Source organism: Shinella sp. AETb1-6 (assembly GCF_009826875.1).
Lineage (GTDB): Bacteria > Pseudomonadota > Alphaproteobacteria > Rhizobiales > Rhizobiaceae > Shinella > Shinella sumterensis.
Map to the genome: position 1 here is coordinate 175,085 of NZ_WUMM01000010.1, position 21,011 is coordinate 196,095.

Consider the following 21,011-nt stretch of genomic DNA (forward strand, 5'->3'; position numbering starts at 1 on the left):
GTGGCTTTCCGCGCCACCGTCCTGACCCTCTATCCGGAAATGTTTCCGGGCCTGCTCGGCCAGTCGCTGTCCGGCAAGGCCCTTGCGCGCGGCGACTGGGCACTGGATTGCGTCCAGATCCGTGATTTCGCCACCGACCGGCACCGCTCCGTCGACGATACGCCGGCTGGCGGCGGCGCGGGCATGGTGCTGAAGCCCGATGTGCTCGCCAGGGCCATCGACCACGCCGGCGAAGGCGATAACCGCCCCCGCCTGCTGATGAGCCCGCGCGGCCGGCCGCTCACCCAGAAGCGCGTGCGCGAACTGGCGGCCGGCGATGGCGCCATCATCGTCTGCGGCCGCTTCGAGGGTGTCGACCAGCGCGTCATCGAGGGGCGCGGTCTGGAGGAGGTCTCGATTGGCGATTACATCCTCTCGGGCGGCGAGCCGGCGGCCATGATCCTGCTCGATGCCGTCGTGCGCATCCTCCCCGGCGTGATGGGCAATGCCCTGTCGGGCGAACACGAGAGCTTCGAAGGCGGCCTGCTGGAGCATCCGCATTACACCCGCCCGCAGGTCTGGGAAGACCGCGAAATTCCCGCGGTGCTCACGTCAGGCAACCACGCGGCCATCGAGAAATGGCGTTCCGAGGAAGCGCTGAAGCTGACGCGCGAACGCCGGCCCGACCTTCTGGCTGCTCAACCCATCACGAAATAATAGACCGTCAGCGCCAGTCCGACCGCGACGACAAGGCCGCGAATGACCGGCTGCGGCACGCGCCGCGCCGCCCAGACGCCGGCATAGCCGCCGATGGCCCCGGCCGGCACCATGATCGCGGCCTGCGGCCAGGCCACCACGTCGCCGCTCGCGAAGACGACGATCGCCATGCCGGCGATGACGAGCGCGAGGAAATTCTTGAGCGCGTTCAGCCGGTGGTAATCCCCGCCCTTGGTGAGGCCCAGCACGGCGAGCGTCATGATGCCCATGCCCGCGCCGAAGAACCCGCCATAGATCGAGGTCACGAACTGTCCCGCAAGCCCGGCCGGCGAGACCGGCTTTTCCGGCGAAAGCGTCGTCGGCCGCAGATAGGGCCCGGCCGCGAAGACCAGCGTCGCGCCGAGGATCAGCCAGGGAACGAGCACGCGGAAGGCGGCATTCGACATCGAGACCAGGATGAGCGCGCCGATCAGCCCGCCCACCAGCGACCACGCGCCGAGCACCATCGCCTCGCGCCTGTCCGCGCGGATTTCGCGCGCATAGGCGAGCGTGGAGGTGACATAACCGGGAAACTGCGTGATGGCGGAGGTGGCGCTGGCCACGATCGGCGGCAGGCCGGTGAGCGTCATCGCGCCAAAGGTCAGGAAGGTGCCGCCGCCGGCAATGGCGTTGACCACGCCGGACAGGAAACCCGCGACGAACAGGAAAACGGCGTCGACGATCGTCATCTCACTCCCACAGGCCTGAAAAGGCCTCCCCTCGATTGCTGATAGCGGCAGGCGCGGGAGCCGGCAAGGCGAGAAAATTCGCCCGCGCCGCCTGATTCTTCCGGTATAAGGGATGACAAGGCGGCCCGATTGGTGTATTGGCCCGCTCGGATTTGGGATTATCCCGCCGACCTGCAATCAAAGAATGGCGAATCCGCTCCGTCCGGCAACGGACTACCACACGAGGCATGACCTCCGAGGGACCGTCGAGCGCTCTGGCTGTTTCAGAACAACCGAAGGTTAGACCGATGAGCATCATCAAGCAGCTCGAGGCCGAACAGGCCGCCAAGATTGAAGCCAAGCGCACCCTGCCGGAATTCTCCCCGGGTGACACCGTTCGCGTCAACGTGCGCGTTACGGAAGGCACGCGTACCCGCGTTCAGGCCTATGAAGGCGTCTGCATCGCCCGTTCGGGCGGCGGCATCAACGAGAGCTTCACCGTTCGCAAGATCTCCTACGGCGAAGGCGTCGAGCGCGTATTCCCGGTTTACTCGCCGCTCGTCGAAGGCGTCGAAGTCGTCCGCCGCGGTAAGGTCCGCCGCGCCAAGCTTTACTACCTGCGCGACCGTCGCGGCAAGTCGGCCCGTATCGTCGAGAACGTCGGCACGCGCGCCCGCAAGCTGAACGACGCCGAGCGCCAGGCCATTGCCGAGGAAAAGGCACGCCTGGAAGCCGAGAAGGTCGCAGCCGCTCAGGCGCTCGCCGCTGAAAAGGCCGCCGCCGAAGCCGCCGAGAAGGCCGCTGCTGAAGAAGCAGCAAAGGCTGCCGAAGGCGCCGCCGAATAATCGGCAGCCCCTGGAAGAATTGAAAGCCGTCGGCCCTGGCCGGCGGCTTTTTGTTTTATGCAAACGCCTTGCAGCGAACGCGTCGTGCTTGCCTGACCGCCTGAACCTGTGACAGTGTTTCGCCGCCACAATTCCAGGAGTTCAGCCCGATGTTTTCCCGCCGCACCGTTCTTGCAGGCCTCGCCGCCGCTGTCCTCATGCCTGCCGTCGCCCTCGCCTCGGAGCTACCCGATCTCGGCGGAAAGACGGTCGTCGTGGTCACGGAGAACGCCTACCCGCCGCTGCAGTTCGTCGATCCCAAGACCGGCGAGCAGATCGGCTGGGAATACGACGCGATGAACGAGATCGCCAGACGGCTGAATTTCAAGGTCGAGTATCAGAACACCTCCTGGGATGCGATGATCCAGGCCGTCTCCGACAACCAGTACGCCATCGGCATGACCGGCATCACCATCAAGGATGACCGTAAGGAGAAGGTCGACTTCTCCGATCCCTATATGCGCTCGCAGCAGTTCATGCTGGTGCGCGCCGATGAAAACCGCTTTACGGACGCCAAGTCCTTCGCCGCGCTCAAGGACGGCCTGATCGCCGCCCAGCCCGGCACCTCGCCCTTCTACACCGCCGTCTACGAAATCCTCGATGGCAACGAGCAGAACCCGCGCATCAAGCTGTTCGAGACCTTCGGCGCCACGGTGCAGGCGCTCCAGGCCGGCGACGTCGACCTGGTCCTGACCGACAGCGTCGCGGCCAAGGGTTATGTCGATTCCTCGGGCGGCAAGCTCAAGGTGGTGGGCGAGCCGCTCGGCACGGAGGATTTCGGCTTCATCTTCCCCAAAGGCTCCGACCTCGTCGCGCCCGTCAACGCGGCGATCGCCGCGCTCAAGGCGGACGGCACGCTCGACGCGCTCAACAAGAAATGGTTCCTCGATTACAAGATGGGTGAGTGACGGACCCGGCATGGCCTCCGTTTCCCCCGGTGCGGACAAGGGCGACTATCCCTGGTGGCTTGTTGCCCTTGCCCTGATCGCGCTGGCGCTTGCCGGCGTCATCGTCGCGAACGATCTCTACCGGCAGGTCTTCTCCATTGTCTTGAAGGGGCTGTGGGTGACGATCTTCGTCACCCTCGTCGCCTTCCTGCTCGCCACCCTGCTCGGTCTCGCCATCGCCCTGATGGCGCTTTCCGAAAGCAAGGTGCTGCGCCAGGTCGCGCGCTTCTACACGGAAGTCATCCGGGGCGTTCCGGTGCTGGTGCTGCTCTTCTACATCGCCTTCGTCGGCGCACCGGCGCTGGTGGCCGTGATCAATGTCGCGATCAGCCCGCTTGTCTCCGCCGGCGTGATGGAACCGATGCTGGTGCGCGACCTCTCGCTGATGTGGCGCGCGATCATCGCGCTGATGATCGGCTATTCCGCCTTCATCGCCGAGGTTTTTCGCGCGGGCATCCAGTCGGTCGACAAGGGGCAGGTGGAGGCGGCCAAGGCGCTTGGCCTCTCGCGCGTCCAGCGCTTCCGGCTGGTGGTCTTTCCGCAGGCGATCCGCGTCATCCTGCCGCCGCTCGGCAACGATTTCGTGGCGATGGTGAAGGATAGTTCGCTGGTCTCCGTGCTCGGCGTCGCCGACATCACGCAGATGGGCAAGGTCTATGCCTCCGGGTCCTTCCGCTTCTTCGAGACCTATTCCATCGTCGCCTATGTCTACCTCATCCTCACCATCGGCCTGTCGCTGGCGCTGCGGGCGCTGGAAAGACGGCTGCGGCGCGGTGCCCATCCATGATTCTTCGTGGATTGCCGAAACCCGTAAAAATCGCTATATGCGGGATCATGGAATCCAAATTCGGATGCACGGAAAAGCATGTCGTCGTGCTGCAGGACCACAAGCGCCTGCCGGCCCGCTTCTTTGCGCGTGTCTTCGGGGCGCTCACCAGCCGCCTATCCTGATCCCTTGCGATCCGCAGCCTCGCGCTGCCTCTCCCTCATTTCCACATGCCAGACGGATGAAAAGCCATGAGCGCACCCCGTACCCTCTATGACAAGATTTTCGACGACCACATCGTCAGCCGCCAGGAAGATGGCACCTGTCTTCTCTACATCGACCGTCACCTCGTTCACGAAGTGACGTCGCCGCAGGCCTTCGAAGGCCTGCGCATGACCGGCCGCAAGGTGCGCGCGCCGGGCAAGACGCTCGCCGTCGTCGACCACAACGTTCCCACCTCGCCGGATCGCGCCCAGGGCATCAAGAACGAGGAAAGCCGCATCCAGGTCGAGGCGCTGGCCAACAATGCCGCGGAGTTCGGCGTCGAATACTATTCGGAAAAGGATGTCCGCCAGGGCATCGTGCACATCGTCGGCCCCGAGCAGGGCTTCACCCTGCCAGGCATGACCATCGTGTGCGGTGACAGCCACACCTCCACGCACGGTGCCTTCGGCGCGCTCGCGCACGGCATCGGCACGTCGGAAGTGGAACACGTTCTGGCCACCCAGACGCTGATCCAGAAGAAGGCCAAGAACATGCTGGTGCGCGTCGACGGCCAGCTGCCGGAAGGCGTGACCGCCAAGGACATCATCCTCGCCATCATCGGCGAGATCGGCACGGCCGGCGGCACCGGCCACGTCATCGAGTTCGCCGGCGAGGCGATCCGCTCGCTGTCGATGGAAGGCCGCATGACGGTCTGCAACATGACGATCGAAGGCGGCGCGCGCGCCGGCCTTATCGCGCCCGACGAGAAGACCTTCGAATACATCAAGGACAAGCCGCGCGCGCCGAAGGGCAAGGCGCTGGAAATGGCGCTCGACTACTGGAAGACGCTCCACACCGACGAAGGCGCGCATTTCGACCGCGTCGTCGTTCTGGATGCCGCCAACCTGCCGCCCATCGTGTCCTGGGGCTCCTCGCCGGAAGACGTCGTCTCCGTCGAAGGCGTCGTGCCGAACCCTGACGATATCGAAGACGAGACCAAGCGTTCGTCCAAGTGGCGCGCCCTCGATTACATGGGCCTGAAGCCGGGCACGAAGATCACCGACATCGCCATCGATCGCGTCTTCATCGGCTCGTGCACCAACGGCCGCATCGAGGACCTGCGCGCCGTCGCCGCCGTCGTCGAAGGAAAGAAGGTCGCCTCCACCGTCAACGCCATGATCGTTCCGGGCTCCGGCCTCGTGAAGGAACAGGCCGAGAAGGAGGGTCTCGACAAGATCTTCAAGGAAGCCGGTTTCGACTGGCGCGAGCCGGGCTGCTCCATGTGCCTGGCCATGAACGACGACCGCCTGAAGCCGGGCGAGCGCTGCGCCTCCACCTCGAACCGCAACTTCGAGGGCCGCCAGGGCTTCAAGGGCCGCACGCATCTCGTGTCGCCCGCCATGGCCGCCGCCGCCGCCATTGCCGGCCACTTCGTCGACATCCGCGACTGGCAGTAACTCTGGCGCCGTCGCCAAAATGATAAAAGGCCGGGACATGCTCCCGGCCTTTTTCTTTGTCTGCTCTTTTTCTTTGCCCGGCCATTTTCTTTGAAGGAGACCTTCTTGAAACGCCTTCTCCTGCTGCGCCACGCCAAATCCGCCTGGCCCGACGGCGTTGAAGACCACGACCGCCCGCTGAGCGACCGCGGCCGCCGCGACGCGCCGCGCATGGGCGCCTGCATCGCCGCCGCCGGCCTGCGACCGGACTTTGCACTGGTATCTTCCGCCCGGCGCACGCAGGAGACCTGGGCGCTGGTCGCGCCGGCGCTTGGCGGAACGTGCCCCTCCCTTGTGGTGCCATCGATCTACGAGGCGGAACCGGCGACGATTCTCGCGGCGATACAGGGCGCGCCCGAAGAGAGCGAAACACTGCTCGTCATCGGGCACAATCCGGGTTTCGAGGCATTGGCCGCCCTGCTCGCCCGACAGGGTGACCCGGACGCCTTTGCACGGATGAAAACGAAGTATCCGACCGCAGGGCTGGCGGTGATAGAATGCAACAGCCTGCGCTGGGCGGACGTCACGCCCGGCGCAGGCCGCCTTGAAGCCTTCGTCACGCCGAAGACGCTGCCCTAACCCAAAAAACGACGGCAGGGCCTGCGGCATCCCCCTCATCCGGCCCTTCGGGCCACCTTCTCCCCACGGGGGAGAAGGGAAACGAGACGTCTGCGATCCTCTCCTTCTCTCCAGCGGGGAGAAGCGAAGCGAGACGTCTGCGATCTTCCCCTTCTCCCCACCGGGGAGAAGGTGCCGGCAGGCGGATGAGGGGGCTGCAGGCAATCGATCAGAACGTCGCCGTCTTCGGATCCGGCCCGATACGTTTGCCATCCTTCTCGAGGGCGGCGAGGGTCGTGAGATCATCGGCATCCAGCCTGAAATCGAAGACCTTGAAGTTCTCGGCGATGCGCGACGGCGTTACCGATTTCGGGATCACGACGAGCCCGTTGTCGATATGCCAGCGGATGATGACCTGCGCCGGCGTGCGGCCATGCTTTGCGGCGACCTGCGCCACGACAGGGTTCTCCAGGAGCTTGCCCTGACCGAGTGGGCTCCACGATTGCGTGACGATACGGTGCTTGTCGTGCCAGGCGCGCGCCTCGGTCTGCGGGAAATCAGGGTGCAGCTCGATCTGGTTGATGACAGGCGTGATGCCGGTCTCGTCGATCAGGCGCTGGAGATGTTCGGGATAGAAGTTGGACACGCCGATGGAGCGGGCGCGGCCTTCCTTCTGGATCTGGATGAAGGCCTTCCAGGTATCGACATACCGGTCACGGTTCGGCGCCGGCCAATGGATGAGGTAGAGATCGACATAGTCGGTGCCGAGACGCTTCAGGCTGGCATCGAACGCTTTCAGCGTCGAATCGTAGCCCTGTTCCGCGTTCCAGAGCTTGGTGGTCAGAAAAATCTCCGAGCGATCGACGCCGGAAGCGCGGATACCCTCGCCCACCCCCTGCTCGTTCTCGTAGATCGCCGCCGTGTCGATATGGCGGTAGCCCTGCGAAAGGGCCGCCTTCACCGCGGTCACGGCCGTGTCGTTCGGGGTCTGCCAGACGCCGAGGCCGACCTGGGGAATGCTGTTGCCGTCATGAAACAGGATTGTTGGTTGATCGCTCATCGGAATATCTCCCTGAAATGCGGGCGCGCCGAGCCGCCGGGGCTCCCGGCGCCATGGACCAGCGCCAAAGGACAGGTGCCGGTGCGGCAACCGATATAGGGCCCCGGCCTGCGACTTTAAAGAACACGCACCGTGGTTCCGCGGCGCAGATAGGGCAGGATGCGCAGCATGTCGCGCCGGGCCACGGCGATACAGCCGGCGGTCGGTTCGTAACCGGGGCGGGCCAGGTGGAAGAAGATCGCCGAGCCGCAATGGCGCCGCCGCGATGTCACGTTCCAGTCCAGCACGAGGCAGATGTCGTAGAGCTCGTCGGCGCGCCGCATCTCCTCATGGCTTGGCCGGAAGGGCGCCCTCACGAGCCGGTTGTAGCTCGGATGGCCGGGCGCATCGCACCAGAGCATGGACGGCCGGATGCGCCGCAGCGAAAGACCGCTCGCCGGCGCGCGGAGCCGGTCCCCGCGCAGGAAACCATGGAGCAGCGGCATGGCGGCGATCGGTGTCGCCCCATCGCCCTCGCGCTTGCGGCTGGTGCGGCCAGAGCGGCCAAGCGCTGCGGGCAGGCGCAGGGGCCCGACCTGCACGATGGCCCGGCTGCGGTTTCCCGCCACCGGCCGCACGAGAATGGTCTTCACGCGATGTTCATCAGATGTGATCCGGCTCATATTCTTCCGCCATATTCGCGCCACGCCACGATCCTCTTGGCTAAGTCCATGGGCGGGCTTGCCAAAAGCGCCAGTTCCCTTACTTTCCAGAGGAATGCCGAGAGGTAAAGCATGACATCCCGCACCATCCTTCTTGTCGATGACGACAACGACCTCCGCGAGACGCTCGTCGAGCAGCTTTCGCTCTACGAGGAATTCTCGACGCTCGAGGAATCCACCGCCGGCAAGGGCATCCAGACCGCGCGCGCCAGCCAGGTCGATCTGCTCATCATGGATGTCGGCCTGCCGGATATGGACGGCCGCGAGGCCGTGAAGCTGCTGCGCAAGGGCGGCTTCAAGGCGCCCATCATCATGCTGACCGGGCACGACACCGATTCGGACACCATTCTGGGGCTGGAAGCCGGCGCGAACGATTACGTCACAAAACCCTTCCGCTTCGCCGTGCTGCTCGCGCGCATTCGCGCCCAGCTGCGCCAGCACGAGAGCAGCGAGGACGCCACCTTCACCGTCGGCCCCTACACGTTCAAGCCCGGCCAGAAGCTGCTGACGCTGGAAAACGGCCAGAAGATCCGCCTGACGGAGAAGGAAGCGGCGATCATCCGCTACCTCTACCGCGCCGACCAGAAGGTGGTGACGCGCGACGTGCTTCTGGAAGAGGTCTGGGGCTACAATTCCGGCGTTACCACCCATACGCTGGAGACCCATGTCTACCGGCTGCGCCAGAAGATCGAGCGGGACCCTTCCAATGCGGAGATTCTCGTGACAGAAAACGGCGGCTACAAGATCGTACCGTAACGTTTTTCGCGGCCGGATGGAGCAGCCTCACCCGGCTCCATGCCGACCGCCCACAAGGAGACGCCGACCGTGGCTCTCAGCGACGACATCGCCCTTCTCTCGCGCGTGCCGCTTTTCGCGGGCCTTGCCGATGACAAGCTGCGCCTGATGGCCTTCGGCGCCGAACGCCGGCGGCTGGTCGAGGGGCAGACGCTGTTTCGCGAGGGCACCTCGGCCGATTGCGGCTTCGTCGTCGCGGAAGGCGCGTTCCAGCTCACCTCGACGCTGCGCGACGGCTCGGTGCGCGACGAAGGCACGGCGGGCGCCGGCACGCTGTTGTCGGAACTCGCGATGATCTCCGCCGTCGAGCGCAAGTATACGGCGCTCGCGCTGGAAGACAGCGAGGTCATCCGCATCAACCGCCCGCTGTTCCGCCGCATGCTGGAAGAATATCCCGACGTCGCCGTGCTGGTCGACGCCCGCATCCGCGAAAACCTCGCCGCGATGATAACCCGGATGAAGGGGTTGGCGGGGCGATTTGCCTAACGCAACGCCGTAGCGGGCGGGATTGCCCCTCACCCTAACCTTCGCCCCGCTTGCGGGGAGAAGTGGCCGGCAGGCCGGATGAGGGGCGTTATCCGCGGGACCTATCCTCGCTGGAAAGGCGCCAGCGCGAAAACCTGCCCGCCCACACCCTCAGAAATCGAATTCCGCAATGACAGGCACGTGGTCGGACGGCCGTTCCCAGCCGCGCGCCTCGCGAATGACGACGATGTTGGAGAGATGCGGCTCGAGATCGGCGGACGACCAGATATGGTCGAGGCGGCGGCCCTTGTTGGCGGCCTGCCAGTCGGCCGAACGGTAGCTCCACCACGTATAGAGCTTCTCCGTCTCCGGCACCTTGCGCCGCATCAGGTCGACCCAGGCGCCCTTCGTCATCACGTCGATCAAACCCTCGGTCTCGATCGGCGTGTGGCTGACGATCTTCAGGAGCTGCTTGTGCGACCACACATCATGCTCCAGCGGCGCGATGTTGAGGTCGCCGACGAGGATGGAGGAGATGCCGGCCTCGGCCTCCGCATGCAAGAGCTTCATCTCCTCGATGAAATCGAGCTTGTGGCCGAATTTCACATTGATGGTGCGGTCCGGCTCGTCGCCGCCGGCCGGCACATAGAAATTGTGCAGGCGGATCGACTTTCCCCGGTGATGGAACAGCACCGAGACATGGCGCGCATCGCCGACGCCGCAATAATCGCGCCGCTCGACCAGCTCCGTCAGCGGCAGGCGCGAGACGGTGGCGACGCCGTGATAGCCCTTCTGGCCATGCATGACGATATGCTCGTAACCCAGCGCCTTCAGCGGCTTCGAGGGGAACTGGTCGTTCGGGCACTTGGTTTCCTGCAGGCACAGGATATCGGGTGAAAACGTCTTGAGGAAATGCTCGACGAGCGGCATGCGCAGCCGCACGGAGTTGATGTTCCACGTCGCAATCGAAAGTGCCATGCCCGTCCCCGAAAACTGGTCCGGCCCGTCAGGCGGGCCGGTCGGGGCGTCTTAGCGCAAGTACCGTGAAAACGGAAACGTCTTTGTCACTTGGAGCCGCGGTTGCGGATCTCGTCATAGGGAATGGCGAAGACGCGATCGTCGAGCTTCATGCCGGTCTGCACGTTGAAGATCATGACCGACGTGTCCTTGCCCTGCGCATCGGTGATCGTCCACTGGCGCAGGTCGTAGGTCTTGGGGTCGAACATCATGGTGATGGTCGAATCGCCGAACATGCTCTTGTCGCCGAGCACGATGGTGGTGAGGTCCGCCTCTTCCTTCACATTGCGCACCATCTTGGCCGACAGGTCGATCTTGTTGCCGAGCAGCAGGTTCAGCGGCGTCTTGGAGAGCGGGTAGATGTCCCAGGTCTTGAGCTTGCGATTGCCGATGACGACGGACTTGCCATCCGCGATGACGCGCATCGGCGACGGGTCCTCGTAGTTGAAGCGGATGCGGCCGGGGCGGTCGATATAGAACTTGCCGCCGGTCTGCTCGCCGCGCGGGCCGAACTGCACGAACTCGCCCATCATCGTCTTCACGGAGGCGAAGTGGTCGGCGATCTTCTGCGCGGCGGCACTTGCCTGCGCCGAGGCCTCGACCGGCGACAGCACCGAAAGGCCGGTCGCAAGCACGAGACCCATCAGACCGGTGAAACCACGACGGGTGAGAGAGGGGGCCACGCGGCCGGTTGCGGATCGGTTCATGTCGGTCTCCTTCATGCGTCTGTCATGCGGGCCAAACGCGGCGCCATAATGGCATCGGCCGGCGCACGCTTGGCGCGCGGGGCTTGCCGGGCGAAACGCCGCACCGGGCGGCGCGTTCCCGTTCGCCGCCGCGAAATTTAGTCTTCCGTCGGCACCAGGATCTCGCGCTTGCCCGCATGGTTGGCGGGGCCGATCAGCCCCTCCTGCTCCATGCGCTCGATCAGCGAGGCGGCGCGGTTGTAGCCGATGCCGAGGCGGCGCTGGATATAGGAGGTCGATGCCTTGCCGTCGCGCAGGACCACGGCGACGGCCTGGTCGTAGGGATCGTCGGAATCCTCGAGATTGGCCGTGCCGGCCGGGCCGTTGCCCCCGCCGTCCTCGTCGTCGTCCTCGGTGATCGCATCGAGATATTGCGGGGCGCCCTGCGTCTTGAGATGCGCCACCACGGCCTCGACTTCGTGGTCGGAGACGAACGGGCCGTGCACGCGCTGGATGCGTCCGCCGCCGGCCATGTAGAGCATGTCGCCCATGCCGAGCAGCTGTTCTGCGCCCTGTTCGCCGAGGATCGTGCGGCTGTCGATCTTCGATGTCACCTGGAAGGAGATGCGGGTCGGGAAGTTCGCCTTGATCGTGCCGGTGATGACATCGACCGACGGGCGCTGCGTCGCCATGATGACGTGGATGCCGGCCGCACGCGCCATCTGGGCGAGGCGCTGCACCGCGCCTTCGATATCCTTGCCGGCCACCATCATCAGGTCGGCCATTTCGTCGATGATCACGACGATGTAGGGCATCGGCTGGAGATCGAACTCCTCCGTCTCGTACATCGCCTCGCCGGTCTGGCGGTCGAAGCCGGTCTGCACCGTGCGGGTGATCTGCTCGCCCTTGGCCAGCGCCTGCTCCACGCGGCTGTTGAAGCCGTCGATGTTGCGCACGCCGATCTTCGACATCTTCTTGTAGCGCTCCTCCATCTCGCGCACGGTCCACTTCAAGGCCACGACGGCCTTCTTCGGATCGGTCACGACAGGCGAGAGCAGATGCGGGATGCCGTCATAGACGGAAAGTTCCAGCATCTTCGGATCGATCATGATCAGGCGGCACTGCTCCGGCTTCATGCGGTAGAGCAGCGACAGGATCATGGTGTTGATGGCGACCGACTTGCCCGAGCCGGTGGTGCCGGCGACGAGAAGGTGCGGCATCTTGGCGATGTCGGTGATGACGGGCTCGCCGCCGATCGTCTTGCCGAGCGCCATGGCGAGGCGCGACTTCGAGGTCTCGAAATCGCGGCTGGCGAGCAGTTCGCGCAGATAGACGGTCTCGCGGGTGGCGTTGGGCAGCTCGATGCCGATGGCGTTGCGGCCCGGCACGACCGCCACGCGCGCGGCGATCGCGCTCATCGAGCGGGCGATGTCGTCGGCAAGGCCGATGACGCGCGAGGACTTGATGCCGGGCGCGGGCTCCAGCTCGTAGAGCGTCACGACGGGGCCGGGGCGCACATGGATGATCTCGCCCTTGACGCCGAAATCCTCCAGCACGCCTTCCAGCATGCGGGCATTCTGCTCCAGCGCGTCGGCCGAAAGCGTGGCGTCGCGCACCTGCCCCTTGGCCTCGGCAAGCAGATGCAGCGAAGGCAGCTGGAAGCCGTCCTGGCCGACGAAGGAGGCCTGAGCTTCGCGCTCGATGCGCTGGCCGGGCTTAGGTCGCGACGCGGGGGGCACGACGCGGGCGCTGGCCGACGGCAGCGGCGCGCGGGCCGGCGCGCGGCGCGGCGCCCAGTCGGCGGCGATGTCGTCGGAATCCTCGTCCGGCAGGATGCCGCTCGGATGCGACAGCGGACCATCGTCGAAGGGCATGTCGTCGTCATCGTCGAGCGCAATGGAGGGGGCCGACACGGCGCGGCGGCCTTCCATGGACGGCTCGACGCGCTCGGCCGACCGGCTGGCGCGCGCGCGCACCGGCTCGTTCAGCGTGCCGAACTCGTCCTCGTTGAAATCGTAGGGCTGCTCGATGCCCCGCGCCCGGCGCCGCTGGTTCGACAGGCCGAACAGCCGGCGAACGCGCGCCTGCGCGGTGTACCATGCGTGGGTCGTCGCACCGGCCAGAACCGTGAACGGTCCACCGCGCTCCTCGTCCTCGTCGTCATCGTCCTGGACGGCGGGGCGGTTACGGCTTGCCACCGGCACCGGCGCGAAGTCCTCCTCGTCGTCGATCGACACCGTGCCGACGAGGCCGGACGAGAAGACCATGAGCCAGATCGCGGGAACGGCGATGATCGCGCCGACGATGCTGGCGAACATGCCGGTGGGATAGGCGCCGGTGAAGAGGGCGGGGAAGCGCAGGATCATGTCGCCGAACACGCCGCCAAGCCCCGTCGGCAGCGGCCAGGTCACCGGGCCGGGCACGCAGGCGAGTGCGGCGGAGGCCAGGATGGCGCCGCCAAGCCAGGCGGCGGCGCGCTGCAGGATGCGGTTGAAACGGCGCCCGCTGATCAGGCCGATCGCCCAGGCGACGACCGGCAGGAGCGCGATCACGCTGGCAAGTCCGAAGAACTGCATGAAGACGTCGGCGAAAACGGCGCCGGCATAGCCGAGGATGTTCTTCGGCTCGCCGCTCGACGCATAGGACAGGCTCGGATCGGACACGTTCCAGGTCGACAGCGCGGCGATGGCGAGTGCCAGGAACAGGAAGACGCAGAGCCCGATGAGGATCTGCACCTGCCGCCACACGAAGGCCGACAGCACGAAACGGTCGTGCCGGTTGTCCAGTCCTGCCGAGATGCTTCTGCTCATGGTTCAGCCTGTGTCCGCTCAGGGAAGTTTGCACCGGCCCCGCATGATTCGCGCGCGGTGCCTCACTGCAAACCCTACGAAGGAAGCCTTAATGGCGTGTTAACCATGCATATTCGCCATTCGTTTATTATCACGGCATGGAAACGAAAAAGGCCCGGACACGGGGTCCGGGCCAGGAACGGCATGGTTTCCCATGACCGCGACGGGATCGTGGCGGCGGCCTTTCGGCCGCCGCGAGCCCTTAGGAGTGATAGGCTGCTTCGCCGTGCGAGGACAGGTCGAGACCTTCGCGCTCGGCTTCGACCGGCACGCGCAGGCCGACGACGAGGTCGACGACCTTGTAGAGGATCGCCGAGACAACGGCGCACCAGACGATGGTGATCGCAACCGCGATGATCTGGGTCGTGGTCTGCGACGCGATCGAGAAGTCGGCAGCGCCGGTGCCGCCAAGCGACGGAGCCGTCAGGATACCGGTGCCGACAGCGCCGATGATGCCGCCGATGCCGTGAACGCCGAAGACGTCAGCCGTGTCGTCGTAACCGAATTTGTTCTTCACGGTTGCAACGAAGAAGTAGCAGACGGGCGAAGCGATGAGGCCGAGGACGATGGCGCCCATCGGGCCGACCGAGCCGGCGGCCGGGGTGACGGCGACGAGACCGGCGATCATGCCGGAGGCAGCGCCGAGCATGGAAGCCTTGCCGCGGGTGAAGGTTTCAACCAGCGACCAGGCAACGATTGCGCCGGCCGTTGCGAGGAAGGTGTTGATGGTTGCGAGAACCGCACCGCCCGAAGCTTCGAGATTGGAGCCGGCGTTGAAGCCGAACCAGCCGAACCACAGCATGGCGGCACCGACGAGGGTGAGCGTCATGGAGTGGGGTGCCATCATGTCCTTGCCGTAGCCGGTGCGCTTGCCGACCATGATCGCGCCGACGAGGCCTGCGACACCGGCATTGATGTGAACGACGGTGCCGCCTGCGAAGTCGAGGGCGCCCATGTTGAAGATGAGGCCCGCACCATCCCAGACCATGTGAGCGATCGGGAAGTACACGAAGGTGGCCCAGAGCACGCAGAACAGCACCGCGGCGGAGAACTTGATGCGCTCTGCGAACGCGCCGACGATGAGCGCCGGCGTGATGGCGGCGAACGTCATCTGGAAGGCGATGAAGGCATATTCGTAGATCACGACGCCATCGGTGAAGGTGGCGGACGTGCTGTCAAGCGTGACGCCCGACAGGAACAGCTTGCCGAAGCCGCCGAAATAGGCGCTCGTGGATCCGCCGAAGGCGAACGAGTAACCGTAGACGACCCAGACGATCATCATGACCGCGCCGATGACCGTGCACTGCATCAGCACGGACAGCATGTTCTTGGCGCGAACGAGGCCGCCGTAGAACAGGCCCAGGCCCGGAATGAGCATGAAGAGAACGAGGATGGTGGCCAGATACATGAAGGCCGTATCGGCCTTGTCCGGAACAGGCGCGGCGGCGGCAGCCTCCGTGGCGGCCGGGGCGGCTTCCTGTGCGAAGGCGACGACCGGCGCCAGCACGGCCGTCGTGGCAGCGGCCACGCGGGATAGGGTGTGAGTAAGTTTGAATGACGACATTTTGAAAATGCTCCCTGATAGGCCGTTTGCTTAGAGCGCTTCGGAATCGGTTTCGCCGGTGCGGATGCGCACGGCATGGTCGATGGCGTAGACGAAGATCTTGCCGTCACCGATCTGGCCGGTCTTGGCGGCGGATGCGATCGCCTCCACGGCGCGGTCGACGAGGTCGCCGGGCACGGCGATTTCGACCTTCAGTTTCGGCAGGAAGCTGACGGCATATTCCGTGCCGCGATAGATTTCGGTGTGCCCCTTCTGACGTCCGTACCCCTTCACCTCGGTAACGGTCAGGCCCTGGATACCAACGGCGGTGAGGGCTTCACGCACCTCATCGAGTTTGAACGGCTTGATAATCGCCATTACGATTTTCATCTGGTTTCCCATCCTTCGTGCTTGTCCCCCAGCCGGGGCCATCTCTCCTCGCCGTTGAACGTCATGTCCGCAACGACTGGCGAGATACATTCAAGGGGCGTGCCAGATTCGAACGCACCAAATAAGTTATTGAAACAGAAGGGATAAAAATGACAGAAGCGGCAAGGCGTAAAAAAACGCCACCGCGAATGATCAAAAAATAGGCGCTATTGGAATAATGGGTAAAATTTAGTCAGTTGCCCTTTTCCGAATCAACCCTTCCTGGGCGACGGAGGCAATGAGGGTGCCGGATCGGGTGAAAATCGCGCCACGCGTCATGCCGCGCCCGCCGAAGGCCGACGGGCTGTCCTGGCTGTAGAGCAGCCAGTCGTCGAGGTCAGGCGGACGGTGGAACCACATGGCATGGTCGAGGCTCGCCACCTGCAGGGAGCGGTCGAGCACCGAGGTGCCATGCGCGAAGAGCGAGGTGTCGAGCAGCGTCATATCCGAGAGATAGGCCAGCACCGCAGCTTGCAGGCGGCGATCGGCCGGCACCGGCCCCGTCGTGCGCACCCAGATGTTCTGGCGCGGCTCCAGTTTGTCGTTGGAGAGGTAGTGCGCCAGCGCGACCGGCCGGAGCTCGATCGGGCGCGGGCGCTCCCAGTAGGCGCGGATCGGCGGCGGCGCCTCCTGCATGAAGCGCGCCTTCAATTCGGCCTCGCCGGGCAGGTCTTCCGGCTGCGGCACGTCGGGCATCGCCACCTGGTGCTCGAAGCCCGCCTCGTCGTCCTGGAAGGACGCCGTCATGAAGAAGATCGGCTTGTCGTGCTGGATGGCGACGACGCGCCGCGTGGCGAAGGACCCGCCGTCCCTGATGATTTCGACCTCGTAGAGGATCGGCACGGCCGGGTCGCCCGGCCGCACGAAATAGGCGTGCAGCGAATGCGCGTAACGGTGCTCCTGCGTCACCGTGCGCGTCGCGGCGACCAGCGCCTGACCGATGACCTGCCCGCCGAACACCCGCTGCCAGCCGACCTGCGGGCTGCGGCCCCGAAACAGCCGCCCCTCCAGCCGTTCGAGATCCAGCGTCTGGAGCAGCACATCCATGGCGGGGTTCGGAACATTCTGGCGCGACATTTGGACGTGGCTCCCACGGTAGGAAACGGGCTCTTCCTCCTCTATATAGAGCAAACAAAGACCTCAAGCGTCCAGGAGGACACCATGCCCGAAGCCACATCGCTCGACGTTCTGGTCGCCGGCGGCGGTTATGTCGGCCTGTCGCTCGCGGTGGCGGTGAAGAAGGCGGCGCCGCATCTGGCCGTGGAAGTGGTCGATGGCGCGCCGGAGCACGCCTGGCAGAAGGAGGAGCGCGCCTCCGCCATCGTCGCGGCCGCCCGCAACCTGCTCGACGTCCTCGGCGTCTGGAGCGAGATTGCGGCGGAAGCCGAGCCGATCCGCCGGATGGTCATCACCGATTCGCGAACGGCCGATCCCGTCCGCCCGGTCTTCCTCACCTTCGACGAAGACGCCGGCTCTGCCGAGGACGGCCAGCCCTTCGCGCATATGATCCCGAACCGCGCCATGATCGGAAGCCTGCTTCGCCAGGCCGAGGCCCTCGGCGTCCCCGTGCGCTGGTCGACATCGGCAACGGACTTCAAGACCGGCCAGCACGCCACGCAGGTCACCCTCTCCGACGGCTCGGCGGTCAGCACGCGCCTCCTCGTCGCCTGCGACGGCGCCCGCTCGAAACTGCGCGACATGGCGGGCATCAAGACCGTGCACTTCGATTACGGCCAGTCCGGCATCGTCACCACCGTCGCGCACGAACGCCCGCATGACGGCACGGCCGAGGAGCATTTCCTGCCGGCCGGTCCCTTCGCGACCTTGCCTTTGACCGGCAACCGCTCCTCGCTCGTCTGGAGCGAGCGCACGGAGGATGCCAAGCGCCTGGTGGAAGGCGACGATCTGGTCTTCGAGGAAGAACTGGAGCGCCGCTTCGGCCACAAGCTCGGCAGCCTCAAGGTCGTCGGCGGCCGCCGCGCCTTCCCGCTCGGCCTCACGCTCGCCCGCGCCTTCGTCGCCCCGCGCTTTGCGCTGGCCGGCGATGCCGCCCACGGCATCCACCCGATTTCCGGCCAGGGCCTCAATCTCGGCTTCAAGGATGTGGCGGCACTGGCCGAAACCATCGTCGAGGCCGACCGGCTCGGCCTCGATATCGGCGCACTCTCTGTGCTGGAGCGCTACGAGACCTGGCGCCGCTTCGACACGGTGCGCATGGGCATCACCACGGATGTACTGAACCGCTTGTTCTCCAACGACGTGACGCCGCTGCGCGTGCTGCGTGACGTGGGCCTCGGCCTGGTCGATCGCCTGCCGGGCCTGAAGTCCTACTTCATCCGCCAGGCCAAGGGCACCGCCGGCAGCGGCCATCCGCGCATGCTCGTCGGCCAGCGCATCTAGAGCATTTCCAGCCGAAGCGAAGTCGCTTCGGCGTCGGATAATGCGGTAAAAACAGGAATCTAGAGCATTTCCGGTGAACCGGAGTTCACTGGAAATGCTCTAGACAGATCGCCACGCGAAAGGCGTCAGTCCTTGATCTCGCGCGCCTCGGAAATCAGCATGATCGGAATGCCGTCGCGGATCGGATAGGCGAGCTTCGCCTTTTCGGAGACCAGTTCGCCCGCCGCCGCATCATAGCTCAGCCGCCCCTTGGTGAGGGGGCAGACGAGGAGTTCGAGCAGCTTGACGTCCACGCCGCTTTTGCCCGCGCTCATCCTTCCCTCCTACTGCAGCCGCGTATCGACATCGCCATAGCTGCGCGCCAGAACGATCTCGGTGATGGCGATCAGCGTTTCCGCCCGGGTCTTCAGGTCCGGCGCCTCCAGCAGCGCCTGCTTTTCCGCCGGCCCGTAAGGCGACATCATCGCCATGGAATTGACCAGCGTCGCATTGCTGGCGCGCTCCACGCTCTCCCAGTCCGCCTCCAGCTTGTTGGCGTCGAGATAGGCGCGGAACGCCGACAGGAGCGCATCGCGATCCACGCTCTGCTCGTCGTCATGCGCCGTCAGATCGGTGATGAAGGGCGCGATGCGGAAGCTGCGATAGGCCTTGGTGCCCCGCACCTCCTCCATCAGCCGATAGCGGCAGATGCCGGTGAGCGAAACGATGTAGCGGCCGTCGCCGGTCTCGGCAAAGGAGGTGATGCGGCCGATGCAGCCGACCTGGCACAGCGCCGGCGTCTCCGCCTCGTCATCGTCCTTGCGCTCGTTGCCGAAAACCGGCTGCACCATGCCGATCAGCCGGTGCGAGGAGAGCGCGTCGTCGAACATGGCGAGGTAGCGCGGCTCGAAGATATTGAGCGGCAGCTGGCCGCCGGGAAGAAGCAGCGCGCCCGTCAACGGAAAGACCGGAATGGTCTCCGGCAGGTCCGCCGGTTTCAGATAACGCGCGTTTCCCACTTGCATTGCAGTGCCTTCCATTCCCACGGCGCGCGCCCCGCATCCTTGCGCCTTACCCCGAATGTGGGGTAGGCCCGGCAATTCTCAAGGGACGCCGGGCCACCGACCTGAAAAACTCAGGAGAACAGGATCGAGGACATCTTGCGGCGGGCGGCGATGGTCGCCGGGTCCATCGGGCCCCAGACCTCGAAGAACTGCAGAAGCTCGCGCCGCGCGCCGTCATCCTCGAAGGCCCGGTCGCGCTTCATGATCAGCAGCAGGTGGTCGGCAGCCGCCTGCCGGTCGCCCTCGACATTGCGGATCTTCGCAAGCTTCATGCGCGCGGCATGGTCGTCGGGGTTTGCCGCAAGCGCCTGTTCCAGCGCGGCCGGATCGCCGAGCTTGCGGGCTTCCTCGATCTGGTCGAGCTTCTTCAGCACCGCGCCGACGGCCGGATCGGCCGCCACGGCCTCGGGCAGGTTGGTGAGCGCCTGGCGGGCATTGTCGTGCTGGCCAACGGCGATCATGCATTCGGCGATGCCGGCAAGGGCGACGGCATTTTCCGGGTCGGCCTGCAGCAACGCACCGTAGAGATCGGCCGCACCCGCGACATCGCCGGCATCGAACAGCGTCTTCGCCTCGGCAAGCAGCGCCTCGATCTGGGCCTTCTCATCGGCGTCGGCGGGGCCGGCGATCTTGTCGATGAACTGGCGCACCTGGCTCTCCGGCACCGCACCCATGAAGCCATCCGCCGGGCGTCCGCCGACGAAGGCGACGACGGCCGGGATGGACTGGATGCCGAGCTGGCCGGGAATGGAGGGATGATCGTCGATATTGAGCTTGACGAGCTTCACGCGGCCGGCGCTTTCGCGCACGACCTTCTCGATAGTGGGCTGCAACTGCTTGCAGGGCCCGCACCAGGGCGCCCAGAAATCGACGAGCACCGGCTGGTGGCGCGAGGCCTCGAGCACATCGCGCGCGAAGTTCGCGGTCGTCGTGTCCTTGATCAGGTCGTCCGCCGCGGGCGCGCCGCCGCCATAGTTCGCGGAAACGTTCATCTGCCCGCCATAGGACGATGCATAGGGATTGTCGCTCATGGTGTCTCCTCGCGCCGTGCGCCCGAATATCGCTTCAGCGCCCAAAATCGTATGTCAGGCCGTGACTTTCAAGACAAGCGGCTCATGTCCCGTCGCTTCGATGAAGCGCAACAGGTCCTTGGCGCCAATCGAGGTCGTCGCATCGTTGCGCAGCGGATGGCAGTTGATCGTGTCGAACGCCATCAGGTCCGCGTCGACGATGATCTTCACCTTGCCCGCCGTGTCGTTGATCACCCCGAAGGCCGTGACCGCGCCGGGAATGACGCCGAGATACTCCATCAGCTTCTCCGGCTTGCCGAAGGACACGCGGCTGGCCGCGCCGATGATGCCGTGCACCGTCTTCAGGTCCACCGTGGCATGCTCCTCGACGGTCATCAGGAAATAGTTGTCCTTCTTGTCCTTCACGAAAAGGTTCTTCGTGTGGCCGCCGGGAATTTCATCGCGCAGCGACACCGATTCGGCGACGGTGAAGACCGGCGCGTGTTCCTTGGTGCTGTGCGAAATTCCCAGTCCGTCGAGGAACGCGAAAAGCTCCCTGTCGGTCTTCGGCTGCATGTCCGTCATCTCTTTGGCTCCGGCCCGATTTGTCCTGTCCGCTGATAGGCCGTCACCCCTCTTCGCGCAACCGCCCGGGAATCAGGGACTTTCGAAGAGGGCGCATTTTTTTCTGAAAAATCCTTCATTTCCCTGTTGCAATTGAAAAGGCCTTGGGTCATATAGCGCCCGTCGCCGCA

Annotated in this window: 22 protein-coding genes; 9 read left to right on the forward strand and 13 right to left on the reverse strand. The window is 65.1% G+C overall.

Translation table 11 applies throughout. The features are described 5' to 3' along the window. Window positions 1-696 carry a tRNA (guanosine(37)-N1)-methyltransferase TrmD gene (gene trmD / locus GR158_RS18420; protein WP_160872127.1) on the forward strand — a complete coding sequence of 232 codons (696 nt, stop codon included), beginning with the start codon at window positions 1-3 and terminating at the stop codon, window positions 694-696. On the opposite strand, the gene GR158_RS18425 is transcribed toward trmD, so the two are convergent. Beyond that, window positions 678-1,424, reverse strand: a complete 747-nt coding sequence (locus tag GR158_RS18425) for a sulfite exporter TauE/SafE family protein (protein WP_160872098.1) — start codon at window positions 1,422-1,424, stop codon at window positions 678-680. The genes trmD and GR158_RS18425 overlap by 19 nt on opposite strands. A 287-nt stretch (window positions 1,425-1,711) precedes the next feature. Here GR158_RS18425 and rplS point away from each other — a divergent pair, with 287 nt between their 5' ends. The 5 genes from rplS (at window position 1,712) to GR158_RS18450 (ending at window position 6,279) form a co-directional block, all read left to right on the forward strand. Next, window positions 1,712-2,248 (forward strand): 50S ribosomal protein L19, encoded by a 537-nt coding sequence (gene rplS, locus GR158_RS18430; protein WP_134649275.1) that lies wholly within the window; start codon window positions 1,712-1,714, stop codon window positions 2,246-2,248. Window positions 2,249-2,397: 149 nt separating this feature from the next. Further along, window positions 2,398-3,195: a basic amino acid ABC transporter substrate-binding protein gene (locus tag GR158_RS18435; RefSeq protein ID WP_160872099.1), complete on the forward strand. Its 798-nt coding sequence runs from the start codon at window positions 2,398-2,400 to the stop codon at window positions 3,193-3,195. Window positions 3,196-3,205: 10 nt separating this feature from the next. Next, the gene (locus tag GR158_RS18440; RefSeq protein ID WP_160872100.1) at window positions 3,206-4,021 is read left to right on the forward strand and encodes an amino acid ABC transporter permease; all 816 of its coding nucleotides are present in this window, start codon (window positions 3,206-3,208) and stop codon (window positions 4,019-4,021) included. Between the two features lie 230 nt (window positions 4,022-4,251). After that, the gene (leuC, locus tag GR158_RS18445) at window positions 4,252-5,661 is read left to right on the forward strand and encodes a 3-isopropylmalate dehydratase large subunit (protein ID WP_160872101.1); all 1,410 of its coding nucleotides are present in this window, start codon (window positions 4,252-4,254) and stop codon (window positions 5,659-5,661) included. A gap of 105 nt (window positions 5,662-5,766) precedes the next feature. After that, window positions 5,767-6,279, forward strand: coding sequence for a histidine phosphatase family protein (locus tag GR158_RS18450; protein WP_160872102.1), 513 nt, complete (start codon window positions 5,767-5,769; stop codon window positions 6,277-6,279). A gap of 208 nt (window positions 6,280-6,487) precedes the next feature. Here the strand turns inward: GR158_RS18450 and GR158_RS18455 are convergent, their stop codons facing one another. Together GR158_RS18455 and GR158_RS18460 are read right to left on the reverse strand one after the other, a co-directional pair. After that, entirely contained in the window at window positions 6,488-7,318 is an 831-nt protein-coding gene (locus GR158_RS18455; protein ID WP_160872103.1) for an aldo/keto reductase, read from the reverse strand. Window positions 7,319-7,434: 116 nt separating this feature from the next. Beyond that, window positions 7,435-7,980 (reverse strand): L,D-transpeptidase, encoded by a 546-nt coding sequence (locus GR158_RS18460; RefSeq protein ID WP_134649268.1) that lies wholly within the window; start codon window positions 7,978-7,980, stop codon window positions 7,435-7,437. Window positions 7,981-8,091: 111 nt separating this feature from the next. Between GR158_RS18460 and GR158_RS18465 the strand changes: the two genes are divergently transcribed. Continuing rightward, a complete protein-coding gene (locus GR158_RS18465; protein ID WP_134649267.1) occupies window positions 8,092-8,775 on the forward strand; it encodes a response regulator transcription factor in 684 nt (227 codons plus the stop codon). A gap of 69 nt (window positions 8,776-8,844) precedes the next feature. Further along, window positions 8,845-9,300, forward strand: a complete 456-nt coding sequence (locus GR158_RS18470) for a cyclic nucleotide-binding domain-containing protein (RefSeq protein ID WP_134649266.1) — start codon at window positions 8,845-8,847, stop codon at window positions 9,298-9,300. 150 nt (window positions 9,301-9,450) lie between these two features. Here the strand turns inward: GR158_RS18470 and GR158_RS18475 are convergent, their stop codons facing one another. The 6 genes from GR158_RS18475 to tesB form a co-directional block, all read right to left on the reverse strand. After that, a complete protein-coding gene (locus tag GR158_RS18475; RefSeq protein WP_160872104.1) occupies window positions 9,451-10,257 on the reverse strand; it encodes an exodeoxyribonuclease III in 807 nt (268 codons plus the stop codon). 86 nt (window positions 10,258-10,343) lie between these two features. Further along, window positions 10,344-11,018, reverse strand: a complete 675-nt coding sequence (locus GR158_RS18480) for an outer membrane lipoprotein carrier protein LolA (protein ID WP_202402346.1) — start codon at window positions 11,016-11,018, stop codon at window positions 10,344-10,346. 122 nt (window positions 11,019-11,140) lie between these two features. Next, window positions 11,141-13,792, reverse strand: coding sequence for a DNA translocase FtsK (locus tag GR158_RS18485; RefSeq protein WP_160872106.1), 2,652 nt, complete (start codon window positions 13,790-13,792; stop codon window positions 11,141-11,143). 241 nt (window positions 13,793-14,033) lie between these two features. Beyond that, window positions 14,034-15,395, reverse strand: a complete 1,362-nt coding sequence (locus GR158_RS18490; protein ID WP_134649262.1) for an ammonium transporter — start codon at window positions 15,393-15,395, stop codon at window positions 14,034-14,036. Window positions 15,396-15,425: 30 nt separating this feature from the next. Further along, window positions 15,426-15,776: a P-II family nitrogen regulator gene (locus GR158_RS18495; RefSeq protein ID WP_160872107.1), complete on the reverse strand. Its 351-nt coding sequence runs from the start codon at window positions 15,774-15,776 to the stop codon at window positions 15,426-15,428. Window positions 15,777-15,992: 216 nt separating this feature from the next. Next, window positions 15,993-16,880 (reverse strand): acyl-CoA thioesterase II, encoded by an 888-nt coding sequence (tesB, locus tag GR158_RS18500; protein WP_160872108.1) that lies wholly within the window; start codon window positions 16,878-16,880, stop codon window positions 15,993-15,995. Between the two features lie 84 nt (window positions 16,881-16,964). Between tesB and GR158_RS18505 the strand changes: the two genes are divergently transcribed. Continuing rightward, on the forward strand, window positions 16,965-18,203 hold the full coding sequence (locus tag GR158_RS18505; RefSeq protein ID WP_160872109.1) for a ubiquinone biosynthesis hydroxylase: 1,239 nt from the start codon (window positions 16,965-16,967) through the stop codon (window positions 18,201-18,203). Between the two features lie 125 nt (window positions 18,204-18,328). Here GR158_RS18505 and GR158_RS18510 read toward each other — a convergent pair whose 3' ends face one another. The 4 genes from GR158_RS18510 to GR158_RS18525 form a co-directional block, all read right to left on the reverse strand. Further along, window positions 18,329-18,517 (reverse strand): Trm112 family protein, encoded by a 189-nt coding sequence (locus tag GR158_RS18510; protein WP_134649258.1) that lies wholly within the window; start codon window positions 18,515-18,517, stop codon window positions 18,329-18,331. A gap of 9 nt (window positions 18,518-18,526) precedes the next feature. Further along, window positions 18,527-19,207, reverse strand: coding sequence for an LON peptidase substrate-binding domain-containing protein (locus tag GR158_RS18515; protein WP_160872110.1), 681 nt, complete (start codon window positions 19,205-19,207; stop codon window positions 18,527-18,529). A 110-nt stretch (window positions 19,208-19,317) separates the two neighbouring features. Continuing rightward, window positions 19,318-20,277 (reverse strand): co-chaperone YbbN, encoded by a 960-nt coding sequence (locus GR158_RS18520; protein ID WP_160872111.1) that lies wholly within the window; start codon window positions 20,275-20,277, stop codon window positions 19,318-19,320. A gap of 54 nt (window positions 20,278-20,331) precedes the next feature. Next, window positions 20,332-20,841 (reverse strand): prolyl-tRNA synthetase associated domain-containing protein, encoded by a 510-nt coding sequence (locus GR158_RS18525; protein ID WP_160872112.1) that lies wholly within the window; start codon window positions 20,839-20,841, stop codon window positions 20,332-20,334. Window positions 20,842-21,011 lie beyond the last annotated feature (170 nt).

Coding starts and splice junctions, on each gene's coding strand:
- GR158_RS18505 (WP_160872109.1), top strand. CDS start 16,965: ATGCCCGAAGCCACATCGCTCGACGTTCTGGTCGCCGGCGGCGGTTAT.
- GR158_RS18525 (WP_160872112.1), bottom strand. CDS start 20,841: ATGACGGACATGCAGCCGAAGACCGACAGGGAGCTTTTCGCGTTCCTC.
- GR158_RS18465 (WP_134649267.1), top strand. CDS start 8,092: ATGACATCCCGCACCATCCTTCTTGTCGATGACGACAACGACCTCCGC.
- GR158_RS18515 (WP_160872110.1), bottom strand. CDS start 19,207: ATGCAAGTGGGAAACGCGCGTTATCTGAAACCGGCGGACCTGCCGGAG.
- GR158_RS18510 (WP_134649258.1), bottom strand. CDS start 18,517: ATGAGCGCGGGCAAAAGCGGCGTGGACGTCAAGCTGCTCGAACTCCTC.
- GR158_RS18490 (WP_134649262.1), bottom strand. CDS start 15,395: ATGTCGTCATTCAAACTTACTCACACCCTATCCCGCGTGGCCGCTGCC.
- GR158_RS18425 (WP_160872098.1), bottom strand. CDS start 1,424: ATGACGATCGTCGACGCCGTTTTCCTGTTCGTCGCGGGTTTCCTGTCC.
- GR158_RS18475 (WP_160872104.1), bottom strand. CDS start 10,257: ATGGCACTTTCGATTGCGACGTGGAACATCAACTCCGTGCGGCTGCGC.
- GR158_RS18440 (WP_160872100.1), top strand. CDS start 3,206: ATGGCCTCCGTTTCCCCCGGTGCGGACAAGGGCGACTATCCCTGGTGG.
- GR158_RS18480 (WP_202402346.1), bottom strand. CDS start 11,018: ATGAAGGAGACCGACATGAACCGATCCGCAACCGGCCGCGTGGCCCCC.
- GR158_RS18495 (WP_160872107.1), bottom strand. CDS start 15,776: ATGGGAAACCAGATGAAAATCGTAATGGCGATTATCAAGCCGTTCAAA.
- GR158_RS18485 (WP_160872106.1), bottom strand. CDS start 13,792: ATGAGCAGAAGCATCTCGGCAGGACTGGACAACCGGCACGACCGTTTC.
- GR158_RS18460 (WP_134649268.1), bottom strand. CDS start 7,980: ATGAGCCGGATCACATCTGATGAACATCGCGTGAAGACCATTCTCGTG.
- rplS (WP_134649275.1), top strand. CDS start 1,712: ATGAGCATCATCAAGCAGCTCGAGGCCGAACAGGCCGCCAAGATTGAA.
- leuC (WP_160872101.1), top strand. CDS start 4,252: ATGAGCGCACCCCGTACCCTCTATGACAAGATTTTCGACGACCACATC.
- GR158_RS18455 (WP_160872103.1), bottom strand. CDS start 7,318: ATGAGCGATCAACCAACAATCCTGTTTCATGACGGCAACAGCATTCCC.
- tesB (WP_160872108.1), bottom strand. CDS start 16,880: ATGTCGCGCCAGAATGTTCCGAACCCCGCCATGGATGTGCTGCTCCAG.
- GR158_RS18435 (WP_160872099.1), top strand. CDS start 2,398: ATGTTTTCCCGCCGCACCGTTCTTGCAGGCCTCGCCGCCGCTGTCCTC.
- GR158_RS18520 (WP_160872111.1), bottom strand. CDS start 20,277: ATGAGCGACAATCCCTATGCATCGTCCTATGGCGGGCAGATGAACGTT.